Annotated in this window: 20 protein-coding genes and 1 riboswitch; of the genes, 18 read left to right on the top strand and 2 right to left on the bottom strand. The window is 32.5% G+C overall.

Features of this window, described 5'->3' with window-relative positions; genetic code table 11:
* Positions 1-5: 5 nt before the first annotated feature.
* Entirely contained in the window at positions 6-209 is a 204-nt protein-coding gene (gene thiS, locus JM80_RS01145) for a sulfur carrier protein ThiS (protein ID WP_144708991.1), read from the bottom strand.
* Between the two features lie 114 nt (positions 210-323).
* Positions 324-417, bottom strand: a riboswitch (TPP riboswitch).
* Positions 418-486: 69 nt separating this feature from the next.
* Complete coding sequence (gene ppk1 / locus JM80_RS01140) at positions 487-2,505, bottom strand: polyphosphate kinase 1 (RefSeq protein ID WP_186439737.1); 2,019 nt, start codon at positions 2,503-2,505, stop codon at positions 487-489.
* Positions 2,506-2,653: 148 nt separating this feature from the next.
* On the opposite strand from ppk1, the gene queG reads away from it, so the two are divergent.
* From queG to JM80_RS01050, 18 genes are all read left to right on the top strand, one after another.
* A complete protein-coding gene (gene queG, locus JM80_RS01135; RefSeq protein ID WP_144708987.1) occupies positions 2,654-3,586 on the top strand; it encodes a tRNA epoxyqueuosine(34) reductase QueG in 933 nt (310 codons plus the stop codon).
* 55 nt (positions 3,587-3,641) lie between these two features.
* Positions 3,642-5,936, top strand: a complete 2,295-nt coding sequence (locus JM80_RS01130; RefSeq protein WP_144708985.1) for an NADP-dependent malic enzyme — start codon at positions 3,642-3,644, stop codon at positions 5,934-5,936.
* A gap of 33 nt (positions 5,937-5,969) precedes the next feature.
* A complete protein-coding gene (gene ruvA / locus JM80_RS01125; protein ID WP_013621444.1) occupies positions 5,970-6,551 on the top strand; it encodes a Holliday junction branch migration protein RuvA in 582 nt (193 codons plus the stop codon).
* A 5-nt stretch (positions 6,552-6,556) separates the two neighbouring features.
* Positions 6,557-13,675 (top strand): cell surface protein SprA, encoded by a 7,119-nt coding sequence (gene sprA / locus JM80_RS01120; protein ID WP_144708983.1) that lies wholly within the window; start codon positions 6,557-6,559, stop codon positions 13,673-13,675.
* 147 nt (positions 13,676-13,822) lie between these two features.
* Complete coding sequence (gene gcvH, locus JM80_RS01115; RefSeq protein WP_013621446.1) at positions 13,823-14,203, top strand: glycine cleavage system protein GcvH; 381 nt, start codon at positions 13,823-13,825, stop codon at positions 14,201-14,203.
* The gene (locus JM80_RS01110; protein WP_051456020.1) at positions 14,196-14,588 is read left to right on the top strand and encodes a VanZ family protein; all 393 of its coding nucleotides are present in this window, start codon (positions 14,196-14,198) and stop codon (positions 14,586-14,588) included. The genes gcvH and JM80_RS01110 overlap by 8 nt, the downstream gene beginning before the upstream one ends.
* A gap of 61 nt (positions 14,589-14,649) precedes the next feature.
* On the top strand, positions 14,650-15,372 hold the full coding sequence (locus JM80_RS01105) for an energy transducer TonB (protein WP_013621448.1): 723 nt from the start codon (positions 14,650-14,652) through the stop codon (positions 15,370-15,372).
* A 159-nt stretch (positions 15,373-15,531) separates the two neighbouring features.
* Positions 15,532-16,332: an energy transducer TonB gene (locus tag JM80_RS01100; RefSeq protein WP_083653529.1), complete on the top strand. Its 801-nt coding sequence runs from the start codon at positions 15,532-15,534 to the stop codon at positions 16,330-16,332.
* Between the two features lie 153 nt (positions 16,333-16,485).
* On the top strand, positions 16,486-17,385 hold the full coding sequence (gene cyoE, locus JM80_RS01095) for a heme o synthase (RefSeq protein WP_013621450.1): 900 nt from the start codon (positions 16,486-16,488) through the stop codon (positions 17,383-17,385).
* A gap of 56 nt (positions 17,386-17,441) precedes the next feature.
* A complete protein-coding gene (locus JM80_RS01090) occupies positions 17,442-18,023 on the top strand; it encodes a cytochrome c oxidase subunit 3 (protein WP_013621451.1) in 582 nt (193 codons plus the stop codon).
* Positions 18,024-18,183: 160 nt separating this feature from the next.
* The gene (locus JM80_RS01085) at positions 18,184-19,164 is read left to right on the top strand and encodes a cytochrome c oxidase subunit 3 (RefSeq protein ID WP_144708981.1); all 981 of its coding nucleotides are present in this window, start codon (positions 18,184-18,186) and stop codon (positions 19,162-19,164) included.
* 48 nt (positions 19,165-19,212) lie between these two features.
* Positions 19,213-19,653 (top strand): cytochrome C oxidase subunit IV family protein, encoded by a 441-nt coding sequence (locus JM80_RS01080; RefSeq protein WP_013621453.1) that lies wholly within the window; start codon positions 19,213-19,215, stop codon positions 19,651-19,653.
* A gap of 67 nt (positions 19,654-19,720) precedes the next feature.
* On the top strand, positions 19,721-20,350 hold the full coding sequence (locus tag JM80_RS01075; RefSeq protein WP_013621454.1) for a hypothetical protein: 630 nt from the start codon (positions 19,721-19,723) through the stop codon (positions 20,348-20,350).
* Positions 20,351-20,366: 16 nt separating this feature from the next.
* Positions 20,367-21,095 carry an SCO family protein gene (locus tag JM80_RS01070; protein ID WP_144708979.1) on the top strand — a complete coding sequence of 243 codons (729 nt, stop codon included), beginning with the start codon at positions 20,367-20,369 and terminating at the stop codon, positions 21,093-21,095.
* Entirely contained in the window at positions 21,088-21,627 is a 540-nt protein-coding gene (locus tag JM80_RS01065; RefSeq protein ID WP_013621456.1) for a DUF420 domain-containing protein, read from the top strand. The genes JM80_RS01070 and JM80_RS01065 overlap by 8 nt, the downstream gene beginning before the upstream one ends.
* Before the next feature lie 10 nt (positions 21,628-21,637).
* Entirely contained in the window at positions 21,638-21,850 is a 213-nt protein-coding gene (locus JM80_RS01060; protein WP_013621457.1) for a hypothetical protein, read from the top strand.
* Positions 21,851-22,104: 254 nt separating this feature from the next.
* On the top strand, positions 22,105-22,806 hold the full coding sequence (locus JM80_RS01055) for an ABC transporter ATP-binding protein (RefSeq protein WP_013621458.1): 702 nt from the start codon (positions 22,105-22,107) through the stop codon (positions 22,804-22,806).
* The gene (locus tag JM80_RS01050) at positions 22,799-24,028 is read left to right on the top strand and encodes an ABC transporter permease (RefSeq protein WP_013621459.1); all 1,230 of its coding nucleotides are present in this window, start codon (positions 22,799-22,801) and stop codon (positions 24,026-24,028) included. Before JM80_RS01055 ends, JM80_RS01050 begins: the two co-directional genes overlap by 8 nt.

Raw genomic sequence — 24,028 nt, 5'->3', positions numbered from 1 at the left:
TTAGGTTAGCCTCCTTGAGCAGGACGTATTAACAATACATTGTCATGAGGTTGTAAAATAGTAGTGCTCCAGTCTGTTTTTGGTATTACATTGCCGTTAATAGCAATTGCAACACCAAAAATGGTAATTTCTAGAGTTTGTATTAATGTGGCTATTGTAGTGCCTGAGGAAACTACGTGCTCTTTGTTATTTACGTTTATGGGTACCATAATGATACATTTTAAGTGCTAGGGTATAGCGTTAAAAAAATCCAATTAAATCGTAAACTGTGTGTGAAAATGCAATCTCCAGAAACGGAAAAAACATTAAAAGATAGAAATCATAAAAAGAATTCAACTTTTCCCTTCGGCTGTACTAACAGCATCAGGTTCAAAGGGTATTTCTCAGTTCTTAAAAAGAACACCCCTAAAGTTTACATAACAAATGTATTAAATATTTTGTGATAAGACCTAATAAAAAACAAAACTCTTGTGCTTGTAAATAGATCTACATATTTTTAAAGTAGTTGTAAGTTTTTAATTGTGAATGTGTTGTGCTTTTGTTATTTGTGACGTACTTATTTTGTTGTTTAGCATCTATAACTCTGGCTTTTACATTGTCTGATAACTGAATTTGTAAAATATCTTTAACTATTTTAAAGTTGTCTTTATCTTCTACAGGAGTAATTACCTCAATTCTGTGTGATAAGTTACGTTTCATCCAATCTGCAGAGCCAATAAAAAGTTTTTCATTGCCTCCGTTGCCAAAAAGATACACACGGCCGTGCTCCAAATACCTGTCTAAAATACTTGTTACGGTAATGTTTGTACTTTGTCCTTTTATGCCTGGTACCAAGCAACAGATACCACGAATTAATAAGCGTATTTGTACACCAGCATTACTTGCCTTATATAGCAATTGAATCATTTTTTTATCTTCAAGGCTGTTCATCTTTAAAATAATTAAGCCTTGTTTGCCTGCTTGTGCCAATTCAATTTCTTTTTCTACCATTCTAGAAAAAACGTGTCTGCTTGTAAAAGGGGAAACCAGTAATTTTTTAGCCTTTGGAACAATTAAAACACCTTCTAAAACTAGAAAAACCCTATTTAGTTCTTTGCAAATTTTTGTATCTGCTGTCATTAAACCAAAATCTGTATACAATTTGGCAGTTTTTTCATTAAAGTTGCCAGTTCCTATATAACAATAGGTTTTAAGCTTACCACTAACTTCTTTTTCTATGTATATTATTTTAGAGTGTACTTTTATGCCAGGATAACTATAAATAACTTTTGCTCCGTTATTTTTAAATATTTTACCCCATTTTAAATTGTTGTCCTCATCAAACCTAGCTTTTGCTTCTATAAACACAACCACATTTTTACCAGCTTTTGCAGCGTTAGCAATAGCAGTATTTAGCCTAGATGTTTTTGCCAAGCGGTACAGTGTTATTTTTATAGTTTTTACTTCTTTAGACGAGGCAGCTTCCTCTAGCAATTTTATAACAGGTTCAAAAGATTGGTAAGGGTAGTGTATCAGTTGGTCTTTAGTGTCTATTGCATTAAAAACTGAGTTGTGCTTAGTTAGTAAAGGGTGTGGTAATGGCTCTAGTTTAGTATTGCTTAATTGTTTTTTGGTGGGATTAGGGAAACTAAAAAAGTCTTTAAAATTATGATAAATGCCACCTAAAATAATGTCGGTATTGTACACGTTTAATGTGCTTTTTATTGCATTTAAAAGTGCTGTTGGTGCACTTGCATCTATTAAAGCACGTGTTGCTTGTCCGGTTTTTCTTTTGGGTAAAGCATCTATTATTTTCTGCATTAAATTGCCAGAGAACTCATCTTCAATATACAACTCTGCGTCTCTAGATATTTTTAAGGCGTAGTAATTGGTATTATTTTCTTTGTTTAAATTGTATTTTAAAACATCATCTATAAAAGTAACAAAGTAGGTTTGGTTTGTAGAAGGAAACACAATAAAACGAGGTTTGTTTTCAGGAATTTCTACAAGTTCTATTTCTTCATTATTTTTTAATGTAACTAGGTATGATGCTTCATTTTCTGCAAAAATAGAGTTTTTAGTTGCTGTTTTTTCTGTTTGTATACTAAGCGAATTTTTTAAGTTGGCATTGTAATAGTCTTCTGCAAACTGCTTTTGCTTTAGGGTAAAATCTTTATAATTTATAAGGTGTATTCCTTCTGCCTTTAAATCAGGAATAATTTCGTTTAAAAAAATAGCTCCAAATTCTTGTTGTTGTATATCTACTTGTTTTTTTATTTCGGCTAAAACCTTGTTGGGTTTGGTTATAAGCTTTTTGCGTAACGGCTTTTTAATGTCTTTTATTTGTCTAATGTCTGATACACGAACTTTAAAAAATTCATCTAAATTAGAAGAAAAAATTGCTAAAAACTTTATACGTTCGTACAAAGGATTTTGTTTGTCTTTAATTTCTTGTAAAACTCTGTGGTTAAAACGTAGCCAAGATAAATCTCTGTGGTAGTATTTAGAATTGTAAAGCTTGCTCATAAATAGTAAAATAAGCAATTTATATGTTTTATAATAAAGTTATGTAAGTATTTTGTTAAGTTATTGTTTATGCAGCTTTTAAATAGTGTTTGTATTTAATACACTTACTAAATAATTTTTATTGCTTGTAAACCATTAAATTTGTGATGTGAAGTTACCACTAGTAAATAAAGAAAAAACAACGGCTTTAATTAAGGATGAAGCAAAACGCTTAGGGTTTATGTCTTGTGGCGTGTCTAAAGCTGAGTTTTTAAAGGAAGAGGCTCCACGATTAGAAAAATGGCTTACCAAAAATATGAATGGTCAAATGGCTTATATGGAGAACCATTTTGATAAGCGTTTAGATCCAACAAAGCTTGTAGAAGGTTCTAAATCTGTAATTTCTTTATTGTTAAATTATTACCCAGAAGATACGCAAAATAACGATGCATTAAAAATTTCTAAGTACGCTTATGGGCAAGATTACCACCACGTTATAAAATCTAAATTAAGAGAATTACAAGAGTTTATTACCAACAACATTGGTGAGGTAGAAGGTAGGGCGTTTGTAGATTCAGCACCTGTTTTAGATAAAGCTTGGGCTGCAAAAAGTGGTTTAGGTTGGATAGGTAAAAACAGTAATTTAATAACACAAAAAGTAGGTTCTTTTTATTTTATTGCAGAGTTAATTGTAGATATAGAACTGGCTTATGATAGTGCTGTAACAGATCATTGTGGTACTTGTACCGCCTGTATAGATGCTTGCCCTACGCAGGCAATTGTAGATCCGTATGTTGTAGATGGTAGCAAGTGTATATCATACTTTACAATAGAATTAAAAAATGAAATTCCTGCTGAGGTTAGAGGTAAGTTTGATGATTGGATTTTTGGATGTGATGTTTGTCAGGATGTGTGTCCTTGGAATAGATTTTCTAAGCCACACAATGAGCCGTTATTTAATCCGCATCCAGATTTGCTATCTATGACAAAAAAAGATTGGCAAGAAATAACAGAAGATGTTTTTAGAAAAGTTTTCAAGAAATCTGCAGTAAAGCGTACTAAATTCTCAGGATTACAACGTAACATAGATTTTTTAGATTAATATTATAATTTAATTGGTACTATACCCTTAAATTTGCACCTTAAAATTAGAAGCAATGAGCAACGAGAAGAATAGAAGAGAAGCTTTAATTTACCACGCAAAACCACAGCCTGGTAAAATAAAAATTGTTCCTACTAAGCCTTATGCAACACAAAGAGACTTGGCATTAGCTTATTCTCCTGGAGTAGCAGAGCCTTGTTTAGAAATAGAAAAAGACAAAGAAAACGCATATAAATATACATCTAAAGGTAATTTAGTTGCTATAATATCTAACGGTACAGCTGTTTTAGGATTGGGTGATATTGGTCCTGAGGCATCTAAACCTGTTATGGAAGGGAAAGCACTGTTATTTAAGATTTTTTCTGATATTGATGGTGTAGATATAGAGGTTGATACTAAAGATGTAGATAAGTTTGTAGAAACTGTAAAAATGATAGCACCTACTTTTGGTGGTATTAACTTAGAAGATATAAGTGCACCTGCTGCTTTTGAAATTGAGCGCAGATTAAAAGAGGAGTTAGATATTCCTGTAATGCATGATGACCAGCACGGTACAGCTATTATTTCTGCAGCGGCATTATTAAATGCATTAGAAATAGCAGGTAAAAAAATTGAAGAAGTACGTATTGTAATAAGTGGTGCAGGTGCTGCTGCTGTTTCTTGTACAAGGTTGTACAAAGCTTTTGGAGCTAAAGATGAGAATATTGTAATGCTAGATAGTAAAGGTGTTATAAGATCTGATAGAGGTAACTTATCTAAAGAAAAAGCTGAGTTTGCATCAGACAGAAAAATAGACACTTTAGATGAGGCTATGAAAGATGCAGATGTTTTTGTAGGACTTTCTATTGCAGATATTGTTTCTCCAGAAATGTTATTGTCTATGGCAAGTAACCCAATTGTTTTTGCAATGGCAAATCCTAATCCAGAGATTAATTATGATTTAGCTGTAAAAACAAGAAAAGATATTATAATGGCTACAGGAAGGTCTGACCATCCTAACCAGGTAAATAATGTTTTAGGATTTCCTTTTATTTTTAGAGGAGCACTAGATGTAAGAGCTACAGGTATTAATGAAGCTATGAAAATGGCAGCAGTTAAAGCCATAGCTAAGTTAGCAAAAGAGCCAGTGCCAGAGCAAGTAAATATTGCGTACGGAGAAACAAGATTAACTTTTGGTGAAGACTATATTATTCCTAAGCCTTTTGATCCAAGATTAATTGCAGAAATTCCTTTAGCTGTAGCAAAGGCTGCTATGGATAGTGGTATAGCAAAACAACCTATTGAAGATTGGGATAAATACAAAGAGGAATTAATTAGGCGTTCTGGTAATGACAATAAAGTTGTACGTTTATTACACAACAGAGCAAAAGTAAATCCTAAAAGAATTGTTTTTGCAGAAGCAGATCATTTAGATGTACTAAAAGCAGCACAAATTGCTTATGAAGAAGGTATTGCAGAGCCAATTTTATTAGGTAAAAAAGAAACTATATTAGAACTTAAAGCAGAGTTAGAGTTTGATGCAGACGTGCAAATTATAGATACTAAAGCAACAGAGTCTAAAGGGCAACGTACATTATACGCTACTAAGTTTTGGGAAAACAGAAAACGTAAAGGAGTTACCTTTTACTACGCCAAAGCTAAAATGAGAGAGCGTAACTATTTTGGATCTATGATGGTAGAAGTAGGTGATGCAGATGGTATGATTTCTGGTTACTCTAGGGCATACCCAACAGTAGTAAAACCTGTTTTTGAAGTTATTGGTAGAGCATCTAATGTGCAAAAAGCCGCAACAGTAAACATAATGGTTACAGATAAAGGACCTTTATTTGTAGCAGATACATCAATAAATATTAACCCTAATGCAGAGGAGTTAGCAGATATTGCTTTAATGACAGCTAACGTAGCTAAAACTTTTGGTTTTGATCCTGTAATGGCTATGACGTCTTATGCTAACTTTGGGTCTTCTAACGAGCCAAATGCTGTTAAGGTTAGAAAAGCGGTAGAAATATTACATACCAAACATCCAAACTTGGTTGTAGACGGAGAAATACAAATGGATTTTGCGTTAAATAAAGAGCTATTACAGAGTCAGTTTCCGTTTTCTAAATTAGCAGGTAAAAAGGTTAATACGTTTATTTTTCCAAACTTAGAGTCGGCTAACATTACCTATAAGTTGCTTAAAGAGTTAAATGATGCAGACTCAATAGGGCCAATTATGTTAGGCTTGCGAAAGTCTGTACATATTCTTCAATTAGGAGCAGATGTAGATGAAATGGTAAATATGACCGCAGTAGCTGTAATAGATGCACAAGAGAGAGAAAAAAGAAGAAAAGCTAAAAACAATCAGTAAATAAAATAATACAAACCAACCTATACCATTCATATGATTACACATTTAAGAGGAAAATTAGTAGAGAAAAATCCAACATTTTTAGTAATTGAGTGTAATGGTGTAGGTTACTTTGTAAACATATCACTGCATACCTTATCCAAGGTGTCTGATGCAGAAAATATTCAGCTGTATACGCATTTACAAGTAAAAGAAGACTCACACACACTTTTTGGTTTTGCAGAAAAATCTGAACGAGAAATTTTTAGATTATTAATTTCTGTATCTGGTATAGGCCCTAGTATTGCACGTACAATGTTATCATCATTATCACCTGCCCAGGTAAGAGATGCAATTGCGGGCGGAGACGTTGCAACTATACAATCTGTAAAAGGTATTGGAGCAAAAACTGCACAGCGTGTAATATTAGATTTAAAAGATAAAGTATTAAAAATATACGATATTGATGAAGTTTCTACTTCTTCAAACAATACAAATAAAGAAGAAGCGTTATCTGCTTTAGAGGTTCTTGGTTTTGCACGTAAGCAAGCAGAAAAAACTGTTGACGTAGTTGTTAGTCAAGACCCAACATTAAGCGTTGAAAACATTATTAAGTTGGCGCTGAAAAATTTGTAATAAGTTTGAAAACAGGGGCAAAAAAAAATCTTTCACCATTATATAGGTTATTAATTATATGTGTGCTTTTCTTAGGTGCGCCAACTTTTGCATTTGCACAAGATGGTGAAGAGCAAGAACAAGATTCTACAAAAACGGGTGTTGCACTTGGTAAAATTACTTTGCCTAATCCTAACAGTATTGTTTCTAAATATACTTATGACCCTGATCTAGATAAATATGTATATTCAGAAAAAGTAGGAGAGTTTAATATTAGTTACCCAATTTATTTAACTCCAGATGAATATTTTGAGTTGGCTCGTAAAGAGGGAATGAAAAACTATTTTAAAGAAAAAGCAGATGCTTTTTCTGGAAAAAAAGCAGGTAGTGAGGAAGCAAGAAAAAATTTATTGCCTAACTTTTATGTAAACAATAATTTTTTTCAATCTATTTTTGGAGGTAATACCATAGAGGTTATTCCAACAGGTTCTGTTGCAATGGATTTAGGTGTTATTTGGCAAAAGAATGATAATCCATCTTTATCTCCAAGACAACGTACTAATACTAGTTTTGATTTTGATCAGCAGATACAATTAAGTATGCTTGGTAAAATTGGAGAAAGGTTACAAGTTAGTGCAGACTACAATACTGAAGCTACTTTTGATTTTCAGAATCTAGTTAAATTAGATTATACGCCAACAGAAGATGATATTATACAAAAAATAGAAGTAGGTAATATTAGTATGCCACTAAATAGCTCTTTAATTACAGGGGCGCAAAGTTTATTTGGTGTTAAAACACAGCTTCAATTTGGCAAAACGTTGGTTACAGCAGTTTTATCGGAACAAAGATCACAAAATAATACAGTTGTTGCACAAGGTGGCGGTACGGTAGAAGAGTTTTCTTTTACGGCTTTAGATTATGATGAGGATAAACACTTTTTTTTAGCGCAGTATTTTAGAGATAACTATGATGCAGCTTTAGAAAATTACCCATATATACGTAGTCAAGTACAAATTACAAGATTAGAAGTTTGGGTAACAAACAGAAGACAAGAAACATTAAATGTTAGAAATGTTGTTGCTATACAAGATTTAGGAGAATCTAACACAGACCAAACAAGAATAGGTAAAAGTGGTGGAGCTCCTGCAGGGTTTTTTAACGCTAGTGCAGCAGGTAATTTACCACTTAACAATGCCAATGATTATGATCCTGCTTTAATAAGTAACGGTGGTGCGTTAACAAGTCAAATTAGAGATATAGCAACCGTACAAGCTGGTTTTAATGTGCCAGGTTATACTGTTAACCAGGGCTTTGATTATACAATTTTAGAAAATGCAAGAAAATTAGATGTAGGAAAAGGAGAGTATACTTTTCATCCTCAATTAGGATATATCTCATTAAGTCAGCGTTTAAGTAATGATGAGGTTTTAGCTGTTGCTTTTCAGTACACTTACCAAGGTAATGTATACCAAGTAGGTGAGTTTGCAAATGGTGGTTTAGAGGCAACATCGGTTTCAGCAGGTGCTACTCCTGTGGTAGAAAACAATACTTTGGTGTTAAAATTACTTAAGAGTAATATTACTGCTGTGCAAGATCCTATTTGGGATTTAATGATGAAAAACATCTACAACACAGGTGCGTATCAACTAAGTCAAGAAGATTTTAAGCTTAATATTTTATATACAGACCCAACACCAAGAAACTATATAACTCCTGTTGCAGAGGGCGCAGGTTCTGGGTGGCCTACAACACCAAAGCCATTACAAGAACGTATTTTATTAGATGTGTTTAATTTAGATAGGTTAAATGCGTATAATGATGTGCAATCTGGTGGAGATGGTTTTTTTGATTATGTAGAAGGTTTAACTATAGACTCTCAAAACGGAAATATAATTTTTACCAAAGTCGAACCTTTTGGTGAGTATATTTTTGATGAGTTAGGTGGTGGTGTTTATGATGTAGATAATGACCAAGGTTATAATGATAACCAAAAAAAGTATGTGTACAGAAATATGTACTCACGTACTAAATCTGCAGCCTTAGAAGATGCAGATAAAAATAAGTTTATAATTAAAGGTAAATACAAATCTCAGGGTATTAATGGCATTCCTATTGGTGCTTTTAATGTTCCAAGGGGTTCTGTACGTGTAACCGCAGGGGGCAGACAATTACAAGAAGGTATAGATTATACCGTAAACTATTCTGCAGGAACAGTACAAATTTTAGACCCTAGTTTGGAGGCTAGTAATACACCAATTAATATTTCGGTAGAAAATAATGCAGTGTTTGGACAACAAACTAGACGTTTTACAGGAGTAAATGTAGAGCATCAGTTTAATGAGAAATTTGTTTTAGGGGGTACTTTTTTAAATTTAAATGAACGTCCGCTTACTCAAAAATCTTCTTATGGTGTAGAGCCAGTTAATAATACAATGTTTGGTTTAAATGGAAACTTCTCTACAGAAATTCCTTTTTTAACTAGGTTGGTAAATAAACTGCCAAATATAGATACAGATGTTCCATCTAACTTATCTATACGTGGTGAGGTAGCTTTATTAAAACCAAACTCGCCTAAAAATGCAAATTTTGAAGGAGAAACTACAACCTATGTAGATGATTTTGAAGGAGCACAATCTTTAATTGATATAAGGTCTTCATTAGGTTGGTATTTGGCAAGTACACCTCTAGAGTTTGCAGATCCAAGTGGGCAATTGTATGGTAGTTCTCCAGATGATACAGAAAATCTTAGAAATGGATTTGGAAGAGCTAAAATGGCTTGGTATTCTATAGATCGTCTTTTTTATTCTAACCAAAGACCATCAGGAATTAATGATAATGATATTTCTTTAAATGCAACCAGAAGAGTTTTTATAGATGAGGTTTTTCCTAAGGTAGAAATTGCACAGGGACAATCTACAACTCAAGGAACTTTAGATTTGGCATACTATCCAAACCTTAAAGGTCCTTACAATAACAATGCAGACTTTAATACTACTGCTCCAGAAGATAAATGGGCGGGAATTATGCGTCCAATGAGTAGTACAAATTTTGAGCAAGCCAATGTAGAGTTTGTGCAGTTTTGGGTTTTAGATCCTTATGTAGATGGGGAAACCACAAGTTCTGGTGAATTGGTATTTAACATTGGTAATATATCTGAAGATATTTTAAAAGATGGTAAAAAGCAGTATGAAAATGGTTTGCCAGGTATATCTAGCAACGATTTAGTTTCTGAAACATCATGGGGTAAAGTACCAGCAACACAGTCTCTTGTTTATGCTTTTGATGCAGAAGAAAACAACAGAACATTACAAGATTTAGGGTATGATGGTTTAAGTGATTCAGATGAAACATCAATTTTTACAAATAACCCTGCAGATGATCCTGCTTTAGATAATTATGAGTATTACCTAAATAAAGAAGGTAGTATTTTAGAGCGTTACATAAATTACAACAATCCGCAAGGCAACTCTCCTGTACAGGTAACCAATACAAACAGGGGTTCTACTACATTGCCAGATGTAGAAGATATAGATAGAGATTTAACAATGAATACTGTAAACAGTTATTATGAATACAGAATTCCTGTTAAGCCTAACACTACTATTAATGATAAGTATGTAACTGATATTAAAGAAGGCCAAACGCCAACTTTACCTAATGGTTCTGTTTTAAATAGAAGATGGATACAGTATAAAATTCCGTTAAGTGATTTTACAGATGACATTGGAGGTATTACAGATTTTAGATCTATTAGTTTTATGCGTATGTATTTAACTGGTTTTTCTGATGATGTTGTAATGCGTTTTGCAACTTTAGATTTGGTTAGGGGTGACTGGCGTACTTATACAAAATCTTTAGAGCCAGATGTAGATAATAATCCTGATGATGATGGCACTTTTGTAGATGTTGCAACAGTTAATATTGAAGAAAACAATACAAGATCACCAATTATTTATGACTTGCCTCCAGGTTTGCGTAGAGAGCAACTTAATAATAACAATACTATTGTACAGCAAAATGAACAATCACTATCATTTAAAATAGAAAACTTAGAGTCTCAGGATTCTAGAGGTGTATTTAAAAATGTAAATATAGATGTAAGACAATATGAGCGTCTTAAAATGTTTATTCATGCAGAAGAAATTTTAGAAACCGATTTTCCTGATGGAGAAAGACCTTTGGTTGGTTTTTTAAGGCTAGGTACAGATTTTAGTGAAAACTTTTACCAAATAGAAGTTCCTTTAGAGTTTACTGCTCACGGAGAAAGTGACAGAGAAAAGATTTGGCCAGAGGATAACGAGATACTTATAGAGTTATCAGACTTAAACAAAATAAAGTCCTACGGTATAGCTGGGCAAACTTTAAGTCAAATAAACTATTATGAAATTATAGACGGTGAAGTTGTTCCTGTAAATGAGTTTGATGCTCGTGAGCCTGGAGTAATGCGTATAGGTTTAAGAGGTAACCCATCTTTAGGTAGTATACGTAGTATGATGGTGGGTGTAAAAAACACTAGTGATGCTGCTGCACGTGGAGAGGTTTGGTTTAATGAGTTGCGTTTGGCTGGTTTAGATAGCAATGGTGGCTGGGCAGCAATTGGTGCCGTAGATTTAAATCTTGCAGATTTTGCAGATGTTTCTGTTACAGGAAGCAAAAGTACATCTGGTTTTGGTGGTATAGATCAAATGCCAAATGAACGTGCCAGAGAAGATGCAATGTCTTATGATGCTGTTACAAATATTAACCTGGGGCAGTTGTTACCTAAAAAGCTAGGTATACAATTACCATTTAATTACGGAATATCTGAGCAGTTAATTACGCCAGAGTTTGATCCAGTTTATGATGACTTAAAGTTAGAGGATAGAATTGCAGCTGCACAAACAAAAGAAGAAGCAGATGCTATAGAAGAACAAGCAGAAGATTACACAAAAAGAACAAGTATAAACTTTATTGGTGTGCGTAAAAATAGAGGAGAAGAGGCAGATGCTAATTTTTACGATGTAGAAAACTTTACCTTTAATTATTCATACAATGAGGTAAACCATAGAGATTTTGAAATTGCTAAATTAAAAGACCAAAATGTGGTTGCTGGTTTAACGTATGCTCATAATTTTGAACCAGTAGAAATAGCACCTTTTGCTAAAAAAGATTCATTATTTACAGGTAAATATTTAAAATGGTTAAAAGACATCAATTTAAATTTATTACCAACAAGCATAGCAGTTAACTCAAATATAAATCGTCAGTTTAATCAACAACGTTTTAGAGATGTTGTAGAGCCAGGTGTAGATGCTTTAGCTTTGCCAGAGCTACAACAACGTAATTATATGTTTAACTGGCAATACAATATAAATTATAACTTAACTAAATCATTACGTTTTAATATATCTGCTTCAAACAACAATATAATACGTAATTATTATAAAGATGATATAGGAGTAGATATAGATGATCAATTAAATATTTGGGATGGCTTTTTTGATATAGGAGAGCCAAACAGACACGCACAACAGTTTGAGTTAAATTATGATATTCCGTTTAATAAAATACCAGCTTTAGATTTTATTAATGCGCAATATGTTTACACAAGTAATTTTGACTGGCAACGTGGTGGAGATGCTTTAAAAGAGGTCGCTGGTGAAGATATTAATAGAATACAAAACGCAAGTACACATACAATAGCAGCAAACTTAACTATGCAAAAATTGTATGATATGGTTGGGTTAAGAAAATCTAAAGGCAAATCTCAATTAACAACAACTCGCCAAGATAAAGCTGGTAATACGCCTAAAGCAAAAAATGGCGGATTTGGAAAAATTGCCACAGATTTAATTACAATGGTTAAGCGTGTAAACTTTAATTATACAGAAACTAGAGGTAAACAATTACCGGGTTATACAAACTCAATTGGTTTTGTAGGAACAACTAAACCTAGTTTAGGATTTGTTTTTGGTAGTCAAGAAGATATACGTTATGATGCTGCTAAGAGAGGTTGGTTAACAACATTTTCAGAATTTAATGAGCAGTTTGTACAAGAAACAAATAGACAGTTAGATATTACTGCGGTTGCAGAACCAATTAGAGATTTAACTATAGATATTACAGCAAACAGAAACTTGTCTGAACGTTACCAAGAAAATTTTTCAGTTGCATTTGAAAATGGAGAGTATGAGTATCAAAACCTTTTAGGAAACAATTATGGAAATTTTGGTATCTCTACAATGATGATAAAAACAGCTTTTACAAAAAGTGATGAGTTTGAGTCGGCTACTTTTGATCAGTTTAAAGAAAATAGGTTAGTTATTGCCAATCGTTTAGCAGGTAATACAGGAGCTAGGGATGCAGAAGGTTACCCAGAGCGTTACGGTAAAACTAGTCAGAATGTATTATTGCCTGCGTTTATTGCTGCTTACACAGGGCAAGATGCATCAAAAGTAAAGTTAGGAGCATTTAGAAACTTTCCTATTCCTAACTGGAGATTAAAGTACACAGGTTTAATGCGTGTAAATTGGTTTAAAGAAAAATTTAAGCGTTTCTCTATTAGTCACGGTTATAGGGCTTCATATAACATCAACTCTTTTCAAACTAATTTAGAAAGAGAAAATACAACTATAGATCCTGAAACTCAAGATTTCTTGCCAGAGAATATTATGGCAAACGTTGTGTTAACAGATCAATTTAACCCATTGGTTCGTTTAGATTTTGAAATGAAGAACTCTATGAGCGTTGTTGCAGAGCTACAAACAATGAGGGCTTTAACAATGAGTTTTGATAATAACTTACTTACAGAGCTTAATAGTAAAGATTATACTGTTGGTTTAGGGTATAGGTTTAAAGATGTAAACTTTGTTACTAATATAGGAGGAGATAAAATGCGTTTTAAAGGAGATTTAAACTTAAAGTTAGATGCTACTTTAAAGGATAATATTACCATTATTAGAAACTTAGAGTTAAATAATAATCAAATTACATCGGGTCAAAATGTGTTTTCATTAAAGTTTGGTGCAGATTATGCGTTAAGCAAATCGTTAGAGGTTGCTTTCTTTTATGATCATTCGTTCTCTAAATTTGCAGTTTCAACTGCATTTCCGCAAACTACAATTAATACAGGTTTTACATTTAAGTATAACTTTGGTAACTAATTTTTACTTCAGTTTTGTAAGTGTTTTACTGGTAAATATTAAGTAGCTGTTTTAAAAAGAATTATTTCTTGTAATTTTTCAAAATAAATAATTTTCAAATCATTTTTTATCTGTTACATTTGCTGCATTAATTAAAATGATACTAAAATGAACATACCATCAGAATTAAAGTATACTAAGGATCACGAGTGGGTTAAAATAGATGGCGATGTTGCCACTGTAGGAATTACAGATTTTGCTCAGGGTGAGTTAGGAGACATTGTTTATGTTGAGGTAGAAACACTAGATGAGACCTTAGATAAAGATGAGGTTTTTGGTACTGTTGAAGCCGTTAAAACTGTTTCAGATTTATTTTTGCCATTATCTGGAGAAATAATTGAGTTTAATGAGTCTTTAGAAGATGAGCCAGAAAAGGTAAATACAGATCCTTATGGAGATGGTTGGATGATTAAAATTAAAATTAGTGATGCTTCACAGGCACAGGAATTAATGTCTGATGCTGATTATAAAGATTTAATTGGTGGTTAAAAAGCCAATTTATACCATATTATTTATAAGCTGGGTAGTGTTAATTACATTACTCAGCTTATTTTCTTTCAGTAATACAGATCTTCCTTCTGTTAAAATACCATATATAGATAAGCTAGTACATTTCACTTTTTATAGTGTAGCCACATTACTTGGTGTGTTGTCTTTAAAAGAGTTTTTTAACATAAAAAAAGTTAAAACATTAATTATTTGGTATTTAGCCTTTATTTTAATTGTATATGGCATAATTATTGAGATATTACAGCACACAATCACCGTTACCAGAAGCGCAGAATTTTTAGATTTTGTAGCCAATACAATAGGTGTTTTTGTAGGATTATTTGTTGCAAAGCAACTTTTTTTAAAAGAAAGAATATTAAAATGAAAAAATTAATTGCTTAATTAGATAATATTTATTTAAATTAGCGAACACTAAATTAAAACCTATGGAACCAAAGAAAAATCCACAAGCTGACTTAACAAAAAACAGCAGTCTTTATTTTGCAATAGGGCTGGCTCTTGTTATGTTTATAGTTTGGCGTGCACTAGAGTACAAAAAATACGATGAAGATAATACATACGACATTACACAGAATGTTGATGATATGTTAGATGAAGAAGTTCCAATGACAGAACAGATTAAAACTCCACCACCACCACCGCCACCACCAGCAGCACCAGAAGAAATTGCTGTTGTTGAAGATGATGTAGAAGTAGAGGAATCTGTTATTCAGGATACTGAGTCTGATGAGGAAGAGGAAGTAATGGATGTTGAAGATGTTGTTGAAGAAGAAGTAGAAGTAGATGTAGATGTACCTTTTTCTGTAATTGAAGATGTTCCAATTTTTCCTGGATGTGAAAAAGTAAAGAAAAAAGGAGCTAAGGCTTTAAGAGATTGTTTCAACGAAAAAATGAACAAGCACATTAGAAAGCATTTCCAATATCCAGAAATTGCTCAAGAAATGGGTATTCAGGGTAGAGTAAGTGTACGTTTTGTTATTCAAAAAGACGGTTCTATTGGTCAAGTTCAAATGCGTGGTCCAGATAAAAACTTAGAAAAAGAAGCTGCCAGAATTATTGGTAAACTTCCTAAGATGACTCCTGGTAAGCAAAGAGGTAGGGCTGTACGTGTTCCATTTAGTTTACCTATTACATTTAGATTACAATAAGCAAATACGCTTAAAAATATATAAAAAAAATCCGAACCAATTAGGTTCGGATTTTTTTATTCTTTTTTTCTGTAAAAAATTAAACCCCAAGCTATTGCTTGGGGTTTTTTGGTATACTATTTGTGTTTTAACATAATTGTAACAAATAAAAATAGTATTATGAAAACAAACACAGAAAATTCTGTTGGTTTCCACGGCAATGGAAACAACAGAGCGTCTACCAATGCAACTCCAAAAAAGAGTAAGCACGATGCAAATTTACGAAAAAACAGCTTCTTAAACTTTCAAATTGGTTTAGTTGTGGCAATGGGCTTAGTTTATTTGGCTTTAGAGTCTTCTTATGCATTTGTAGAAGAAAATACTACTAAGCCAGTAGAGCAAGAGAGAGAAATGGTGGAGTACCACCCAGACCTTAATAATTTTAAAGTAGAAGAGGATAAGCCAAAAGTTAAGGTTTTGGCAAAAACAGTGGTAAATCCTGATAAAATTAAAATTACTCCAGATAATGCAGTTGAGGATTTTACAGATTTTATAGACGATACTGAGTCAGACCCAGAAGAACCTGTAGCAGTTAGTAGCATTGTAGAACATAAAATTATAGAAGATCCAATAATTCCTTTAGATGTTGTTGAGGAGGTTCCAATATTTCCTGGTTGTGAAAAAGTAGCTAAAGAAAAAAGAAAGGACTGTTTTAATGAAAAAATGCAAAAGCACGTTAAACGCTATTTTAGGTATCCAGATGCAGCAATAGAAATGCGAGAGCAAGGTAGGGTAAGTGTAATGTTTAAAATTGGTACAGATGGCGTGGTAAAAGATGTTCAAATGAGAGGTCCGTCTAAAATATTAGAAAAAGAAGCACAACGCATTATTTCTAAGTTGCCGCAAATGACTCCGGGTAAGCAAGGGAAAAGCAATGTTGTAGTACCTTATTCAATACCAATTAATTTTAAATTGGAATAGTGTTAATTGTCTATCAATATTAGGTCTGCTTATGGTAAATAGGCAGGCCTTTTTATTTGTATTGGGTAAAAATTTTAACAAAAATATAAACCTTCATAATTGGTTGTAAAGAAATCATTTAGGTTATATCTTTGCAGTCCATAAAAAATAAGAATGAAAACTGCGGTTGGTACAGTAAAAGAAGCTACAGATGTTTCGGCATTTGCAGATTTTAAAGAAATAACAAAGGCGAGGCTAGCTGTAAGTGTAGTTTTTTCTTCAATAGCTGGTTATTTCTTAGGCGCAGATAAAATAGATTTTACAGTACTATTACTTTTAGCTTTTGGCGGTTACTGTATGGTAGGGGCATCAAATGCATTTAATCAAATTATAGAAAAAGATTTAGATGCGTTAATGAACCGTACAAAAAACAGACCTATTCCTTCTGGTAGAATGACGGTTACAACGGCATCTGTAGTGGCAATAGCTATGACCATAGCGGGTATTGTTTCTTTATATTTTGTAAATCCAAAGACAGCAATGTTTGGAGCAATATCAATATTTTTATATACCTGCGTTTATACACCGTTAAAAACCATTACTCCGTTAGCGGTTTTTGTAGGGGCTTTTCCTGGGGCAATACCTTTTATGCTGGGTTGGGTTGCAGCAACTAATGAATTTGGAATAGAACCGGGGACGTTATTTATGATTCAGTTTTTTTGGCAATTTCCTCACTTTTGGGCTTTGGGTTGGATGTTAGATGAAGATTATAAAAAAGGAGGATTTAAAATGTTGCCAACCGGTAAAAAAGATAAAGGAACAATTATTCAGATAATAATGTATACGGTTTGGATGATGTTAATTTCTGTAGTGCCTGCTTTTGGTGTTACTGGAACATTACAATTATCTGTAGTGGCAGCCGTAATTGTATTTATAATGGGTGGCGTAATGTTGTTTTTTGCTTTTCGTTTGTTTGATAATAGAGACAATGCATCTGCAAGAAAATTAATGTTGGCCAGTGTTACTTATATTACACTTATGCAAGTGGTATATGTGGTAGATAAGTTTGTGTAATAAAATAGTAGTGGGCAACTATAATATTGCCTTATAAAATAAATAAGTTTTACTAAATGGATTTAACTCATAAGTCAGAAAAACAAAAATCAGACAATGCTAAAAAAATGATGCTTTGGTTTGGTATTGTTAGTTTAATTATGGCATTTGCGGGATGGACAAGTGCTTACATTGTTAGTAGTTCTAGAGAAGATTGGTTAAAAGATTTTGATTTGCCATCTGCTTTTTTCTGGAGTACTTTAATTATTGTAGTAAGTAGTATTACATACTTTTTAGCTGTACAAGCAACTAAAAAAGATAAAAAGTCACAAGCAACCATATATTTGTGGACTACTTTAGTGTTGGGTATAGCTTTTATAATTTTACAATTTGTTGGTTTTTCTCAGTTAATAGGGAATGGTTTTTACTTTACAGGGCCAACAAGTAGCATAACAATGTCTTATATATTTTTAATTGCTGTAGTACACGTTGCTCACGTAGTAGCCGGACTTGTATCTTTAATAGTGGTAATAGTTAACCAAATTAGAGGTAAGTACTCATCTACAGAGGTTAATGGTTTAGAAATTGGAGCAACCTTTTGGCATTTCTTAGATTTGTTATGGGTTTATTTAATCTTGTTTTTCTATTTATATCGATAATAAATAGAAATAAAGTTAATTTCAGTTAAAATTTGGTTTTTGTATAGCCGAAAAAAATGTAAATTTGCGAAACTTAATTAGACTTAAGGTTTATTTAAGTGTTTTTTAAAAATAATAGAGCGTAGTTAAGCGTTCTTAGTTTATAAATTTTAAATTGTATATGGATACTACGGTAACAACAGGTACAGCAGAAAGTGTTTGGAGCGGAGGAAGTAATAACAAACCTTTAGGCGCTAGCTATGGTAAAATGATGATGTGGTTTTTCATCGTTTCTGATGCATTAACTTTTTCGGGCTTTATAGCTGCTTACGGATTTTCTAGATTTAAATTTGCAGATAGCTGGCCTATAGCAGATGAAGTGTTTACACACGTTCCTTTAGTTCACGGTAACTATCCTATGATTTATGTTGCTATAATGACATTTATTTTAATTATGTCTTCTGTAACTATGGTATTAGCTGTAGATGCAGGTCATAAAATGAAAAAGAATAGTGTTATTTGGTACATGTTCTTTACCGTAATTGGTGGTATTATATTCTTAAGTTCACAAGCTTGGGAATGGGCTACCTTTATTAAAGGTGATTTTGGAGCTATTGAAACAAAAGGTGGTAGAATACTACAGTTTGTTAATGCAGACACAGGAGAGAGAGCTGCAATTAGAGATTTTGCAACTCCTTTATATGAAGAAAGAGTAGACCATACAAATAATAAAGGTGTTTGGTTTTTTGGAGAAAGTGCTTTGCCATCATACTCAGTTAATGAAGTTGTAACAGGTTTTAAAGCAGATCCAAATATATTAGTAAGAGTAGAAAATATTAATGAAGACGGACATAAGATAGTTTTATCTAGAGAGGAATCTTTAAAAAGATTAGCTGGTTCTAAATACGTAGTAGAAGGGGCAAACCTAATACACAATGAGTACGGAAGCAGATTGTTTGCAGATTTCTTTTTCTTTATTACTGGTTTTCACGGTTTCCACGTATTCTCTGGTGTATTAATTAATATCATTATTTTCTTTAATGTAATTATAGGTACTTATGAGCGCAGAGGGCATTATGAAATGGTAGAAAAAGTTGGTCTTTATTGGCACTTTGTAGATTTAGTTTGGGTATTTGTATTTACCTTCTTCTACCTTGTATAATAGCAGTTTTTAAAAAAAATTACATTACGTATAATAATATAGTATAAAATGGCACACGAACATAAATTAGAAATTTTTAGAGGGCGTTGGAAGTTTAAAAATAACATTCAAAAAATATGGGGTGTATTAGCATTCTTATCTTTTGTAACTTTAATAGAAGTAGTTTTAGGTATCTATAAGCCAACGGTATTAATGAAACCATTAATATCTGCTTTTGAACCAGGTATACTTGGTTCTACAATGAATTTTTTATTGTCTCCATTTATCTATTTAAAGCCTCTAAACTTAATTTTTATTGTGCTTACAATAGTTAAGGCATATTACATTGCTTGGGACTTTATGCACTTACGTGACGAGAAAAAAGGATTTAGAAGATCTATAGTATGGACACCAGTATTTTTAATTAGTTATTTAGTGTTTATACTACTTACAGAAGGTAGTTACATTTATGATGTTTACCACAGTGGTTTTATAAAGTGGAACTTCTAACATTTAGCATCATTTAACAATACATAAAGGCGGTTTTTAGACCGTCTTTTTTTATTTTTGTACCATTATGAAAAAAACCTTTGTAATGGTAGTTTTATTTATACTACCAATTGTAGCTTACCTTTTTTTTGCCAGTGGCATACATAATTTTGGTAGGCTTCCTGTGCTAACAGAAAATGTTAGCGATTTAACAGCTTTTACTACAGATACACATTTAAAAAACAAAATATCTATTGTAGGTTTTTTGGGTAACAATGTAGATCAGAAAAAAGGAACTGCATTTAATTTAAATCAAAAAATATACAAACACTTTTTTGAGTTTAAAGATTTTCAATTTGTAATGCTTGTGGCCAATGGGCAAGAACAAGAGGTTGAAAAGCTTAAAAAAGAATTGTCTGTATTGGCAGATATAAAAAACTGGAAATTTGTTTACGGTAACGCATCTCAAATACAATCGTTTCATAAAGAACTAAAGACTGATATTGTTTTAGAAGACGATTTAAGCTCTCCTTATGTATTTATAGTGGATAAAGATTTAAATCTGCGTGGAAGAACAGATGATGAAGATGAAGGTACTAAATACGGATTTAACACTATTTCTGTAGCGGAGTTAAATAATAAGATGGAAGATGACGTAAAAATCATTTTAGCAGAATACCGTATGGCATTAAAAAAGAATAACGCAGAGCGTAAGTAATAATAAACTCTATTGTATGAAGAAGAAAAATTATAACTATATCTGGATTTCGTTTATAATTTTAGTGTTCGGAATTATTTTTATACCTAAAATAGTAAGCAGAATTAAGGATGACGCCATAGTGGAGAATGACCGTATGAACAAAAAGGACAACAAAGGAGACCTTGCATACGTAGAAATTAATGGTAGTAAAAAAAGAGTGCCAGAGTTTACCTTTATTAATCAAGATAGTTTAGTTGTAACCAATAGAGATTATTTAGGTAAAGTGTATATTGTCGAATTCTTTTTTACTTCTTGTCCAACCATTTGTCCTGTAATGACCAAAAACTTAGTACAGATTCAAAATAGCTTTAAAGATGTAGAGAATTTTGGAATAGCATCATTTAGTATAGACCCTAAAACAGATACACCAACTACATTAAAAAAGTATACAGAAACTTACGGTATTACAAATTTAGATTGGCATTTAATGACAGGGCAAAGAGATGAAATATATAAACTTGCTAACCAAGGCTTTAATATATTTGCACAACAAAACCCTAATGTACCTGGCGGTTTTGAACATTCTGGTATGTTTGCCTTAGTAGATAAAAGAGGTTACATACGCTCTAGAGTAGATGAGTTTGGAAACCCAATTATATATTACAGGGGAACAATTTCTGAAGAAGAAGGAGCTAATGATGAAGGAGAAAAAGAACAAATAAGCATATTAAAAGAAGATATTAAAAAGTTGTTAAATGAGTAAGATTGAAGATGTGAATTTTAAGGAAAAAAGGTTTAATACAATAATTACTATTGTATCTATTATTGTGCCTGTTGTTGTAGCACTTTTGTTTCGTGTTAAAATACCTAACGTAGAACCTTTATCTTTTTTGCCTCCTATTTATGCTACTATTAACGGCGTTACGGCAGTGTTTTTAATTGCGGCTGTTATTGCTATAAAAAATGGCAAACAAAAACTGCATCAAAATTTAATGACCACTTGTATTGTTTTCTCATTAGCATTTTTAGTGATGTATATAGCCTATCATATGACATCAGAATCTACGGCTTATGGTGGAGAGGGTATTGTTAAGTACATTTACTTATTTATACTAATTACACATATAATACTATCTATTATAATAATTCCTTTAGTTATGAAAACCTATGCTAAAGCCTATTTAAAACAGTATAATGCGCATAGAAAACTCGCAAAAATTACATTTCCAATTTGGTTGTATGTAGCTGTTACGGGTGTTATTGTATACGTAATGATATCTCCTTATTATGTTTAAACCTACCGTTATGAAAAAAATATTATTTTTTGCTGTTATATTCTTGTTTTTAATTCCGCAGACATCAGAAGCACAATGTGCTATGTGTAGGGCTGTTTTAGAAAGTGAAGGAAATGTTGCTGTAGCAGAAGGCGTAAATAATGGAATAAAGTACCTTATGGCTGTGCCCTATGTTTTAGTAGGTGTATTATTTTATTTTGTTTACAAAAAAATGAAGGCTTAGTTGCTTTTAACATTCCGTTAGTAATAACGTTATATAATTTTAGTTTTCTTAGCATACTTGTACCAGTATTTTACTATTGTAACTTTTTTTATAATTTCTTATAAGTTATAAAAAGTACATTTTTAAAGGCTTTAGGGCTATTGTGATTGAACCTCATTTAACTTTAACATTTTTTTCACATTTTATGTGTAACTAAATATAAGTTGGGTAGTCTTACAGATGTACTAAGTACAAAGCCAAAAAAACTAACACCAATGATAGAAATAAAAGACCTTCATAAGTCTTACAAAATGGGTAGCAACTCGTTACACGTTTTAAAAGGCATTAATTTTAATGTAGAAGAAGGAGAACTTGTAGCCATTATGGGTTCTTCAGGATCTGGAAAATCTACACTCCTAAACATTTTAGGAATGTTAGATGTTTTAGATGAAGGTACTTACACTTTAGATGGTGTGCCAATTGTAAATCTTAATGAAACAAAGGCGGCTAAGTACAGAAATAAATTCTTAGGGTTTATCTTTCAATCTTTCAATCTTATCAATTACAAAAGTGCAGCAGAAAATGTAGCACTTCCTTTATATTACCAAGGTGTTAGCAGAAAAGAACGCCAAGTAAAAGCACTTAAGTATTTAGAGCAAGTAGGCTTAAAACAATGGGCAGGCCATTTACCTAGTGAGCTTTCTGGTGGACAAAAACAACGTGTGGCTATTGCTAGAGCCTTGGCAGCAGAACCTAAAGTATTAATGGCAGATGAGCCAACAGGTGCCTTAGATAGTAAAACGTCTTATGAGGTTATGGATCTTTTACAAAAGATTAATGACGCCGGAAATACTATTTTAATAGTTACGCACGAGCCAGACATTGCAGATATGTGTAAACGTATTGTGCACTTAAAAGATGGTGTAATTGTAGAAGATAAAAAGGTGGACCAAGTAAGAGCTTCGCAGTATGTTTAGTAGAGACGCTTGGAAAGAAATTTTTGAAACTATTCAAAAAAATAAACTTAGGACTTTTTTGTCTGGTTTTACAGTAGCAATAGGTATTTTCATTTTTGTTGTACTTTTTGGCTTTGGTAACGGACTTACAAATACGTTTGCTAAATTTTTTGGAGATGATGCAACCAACGTATTCTTTATATTTCCTGGTAGAACATCTGTTCCTTATTCTGGTTACAAAGCAGATAGGCAAATAGAGTTTGATAATAGTGACCTTGAGGACATTGAAAAAAACTTTGCAATGTTTGTAGACTATGTTACGCCAAGAATTACTAGGGGCGGTTTGGTTAAATACAAAAACGAGTCTAATAATTATACCAATATGGGTGTAGCTCCTTCTCATCAATTTAATGAGAAGACTATAATAATGAAGGGGCGTTATATCAACAATCAAGATATAAAAGACAAAACCAAGTATGCCGTTATTGGTAGGTTGGTAGAAAAAGATTTGTTTAAAGGAGAAGAATCTCTTGGAGAATATATTGATATTGCAGGTAGTTCTTTTAAAGTTATAGGGGTTTTTCAGGATGATGGTGGAGATAATGAAGAACGAAAAATTTACATTCCGTACACTACAAGGCAACTTATAGAAAAAAACACAGACAAAATAGGTCAAATAGTTCTTGGTTTTAGGCCACAAATAGGATACTCTGGAGCTATGTCTTTAGAAAATAGCTTAGAAAAATATCTTAAAAGCAAAAAGTTTATCAATCCTAATGATGAAAATGGGTTGTTTATTAGAAACATTGCAGATCAGCTAAAGCAAAATCAGCAACTAGCAAGTGTGTTGCAAATTATAGTTTCTTTTGTAGCATTTGGGACAATTATAGCGGGTATTATAGGTATTAGTAATATTATGGTTTTTGTTGTTAAAGAGCGTACTAAAGAATTAGGTATACGTAAAGCACTAGGTGCTACGCCTAAATCTGTAATTAGTACCATTTTGTTAGAATCTATTTTTATTACCACAATATCTGGTTTTATAGGGATGATTTTAGGTACAGTACTCCTCAATGCAATGGGAGATACTTTAGAAGATTATTTTATTACCGACCCATATATAGACACCGGAATTGCAATTTTTGCAACCATTCTATTAATAATATGTGGTGCACTTGCAGGATATGTGCCAGCCAGAAAAGCGGCCAAGATTAAACCAATTGTAGCATTAAGAGACGAATAG

Origin of the sequence: Cellulophaga sp. RHA_52, from assembly GCF_007827205.1 — a bacterium.
Classification (GTDB): domain Bacteria; phylum Bacteroidota; class Bacteroidia; order Flavobacteriales; family Flavobacteriaceae; genus Cellulophaga; species Cellulophaga lytica.
This window is presented reverse-complemented; position numbering and strand designations above follow the sequence as displayed.

What these genes read in the sequence shown, in the direction of transcription:
- thiS (WP_144708991.1), bottom strand. Translation starts at nt 209, where the DNA reads ATGGTACCCATAAACGTAAATAACAAAGAGCACGTAGTTTCCTCAGGC.
- ppk1 (WP_186439737.1), bottom strand. Translation starts at nt 2,505, where the DNA reads ATGAGCAAGCTTTACAATTCTAAATACTACCACAGAGATTTATCTTGG.
- JM80_RS01130 (WP_144708985.1), top strand. Translation starts at nt 3,642, where the DNA reads ATGAGCAACGAGAAGAATAGAAGAGAAGCTTTAATTTACCACGCAAAA.
- ruvA (WP_013621444.1), top strand. Translation starts at nt 5,970, where the DNA reads ATGATTACACATTTAAGAGGAAAATTAGTAGAGAAAAATCCAACATTT.
- gcvH (WP_013621446.1), top strand. Translation starts at nt 13,823, where the DNA reads ATGAACATACCATCAGAATTAAAGTATACTAAGGATCACGAGTGGGTT.
- JM80_RS01105 (WP_013621448.1), top strand. Translation starts at nt 14,650, where the DNA reads ATGGAACCAAAGAAAAATCCACAAGCTGACTTAACAAAAAACAGCAGT.
- JM80_RS01100 (WP_083653529.1), top strand. Translation starts at nt 15,532, where the DNA reads ATGAAAACAAACACAGAAAATTCTGTTGGTTTCCACGGCAATGGAAAC.
- cyoE (WP_013621450.1), top strand. Translation starts at nt 16,486, where the DNA reads ATGAAAACTGCGGTTGGTACAGTAAAAGAAGCTACAGATGTTTCGGCA.
- JM80_RS01090 (WP_013621451.1), top strand. Translation starts at nt 17,442, where the DNA reads ATGGATTTAACTCATAAGTCAGAAAAACAAAAATCAGACAATGCTAAA.
- JM80_RS01085 (WP_144708981.1), top strand. Translation starts at nt 18,184, where the DNA reads ATGGATACTACGGTAACAACAGGTACAGCAGAAAGTGTTTGGAGCGGA.
- JM80_RS01080 (WP_013621453.1), top strand. Translation starts at nt 19,213, where the DNA reads ATGGCACACGAACATAAATTAGAAATTTTTAGAGGGCGTTGGAAGTTT.
- JM80_RS01075 (WP_013621454.1), top strand. Translation starts at nt 19,721, where the DNA reads ATGAAAAAAACCTTTGTAATGGTAGTTTTATTTATACTACCAATTGTA.
- JM80_RS01070 (WP_144708979.1), top strand. Translation starts at nt 20,367, where the DNA reads ATGAAGAAGAAAAATTATAACTATATCTGGATTTCGTTTATAATTTTA.
- JM80_RS01065 (WP_013621456.1), top strand. Translation starts at nt 21,088, where the DNA reads ATGAGTAAGATTGAAGATGTGAATTTTAAGGAAAAAAGGTTTAATACA.
- JM80_RS01060 (WP_013621457.1), top strand. Translation starts at nt 21,638, where the DNA reads ATGAAAAAAATATTATTTTTTGCTGTTATATTCTTGTTTTTAATTCCG.
- JM80_RS01055 (WP_013621458.1), top strand. Translation starts at nt 22,105, where the DNA reads ATGATAGAAATAAAAGACCTTCATAAGTCTTACAAAATGGGTAGCAAC.
- JM80_RS01050 (WP_013621459.1), top strand. Translation starts at nt 22,799, where the DNA reads ATGTTTAGTAGAGACGCTTGGAAAGAAATTTTTGAAACTATTCAAAAA.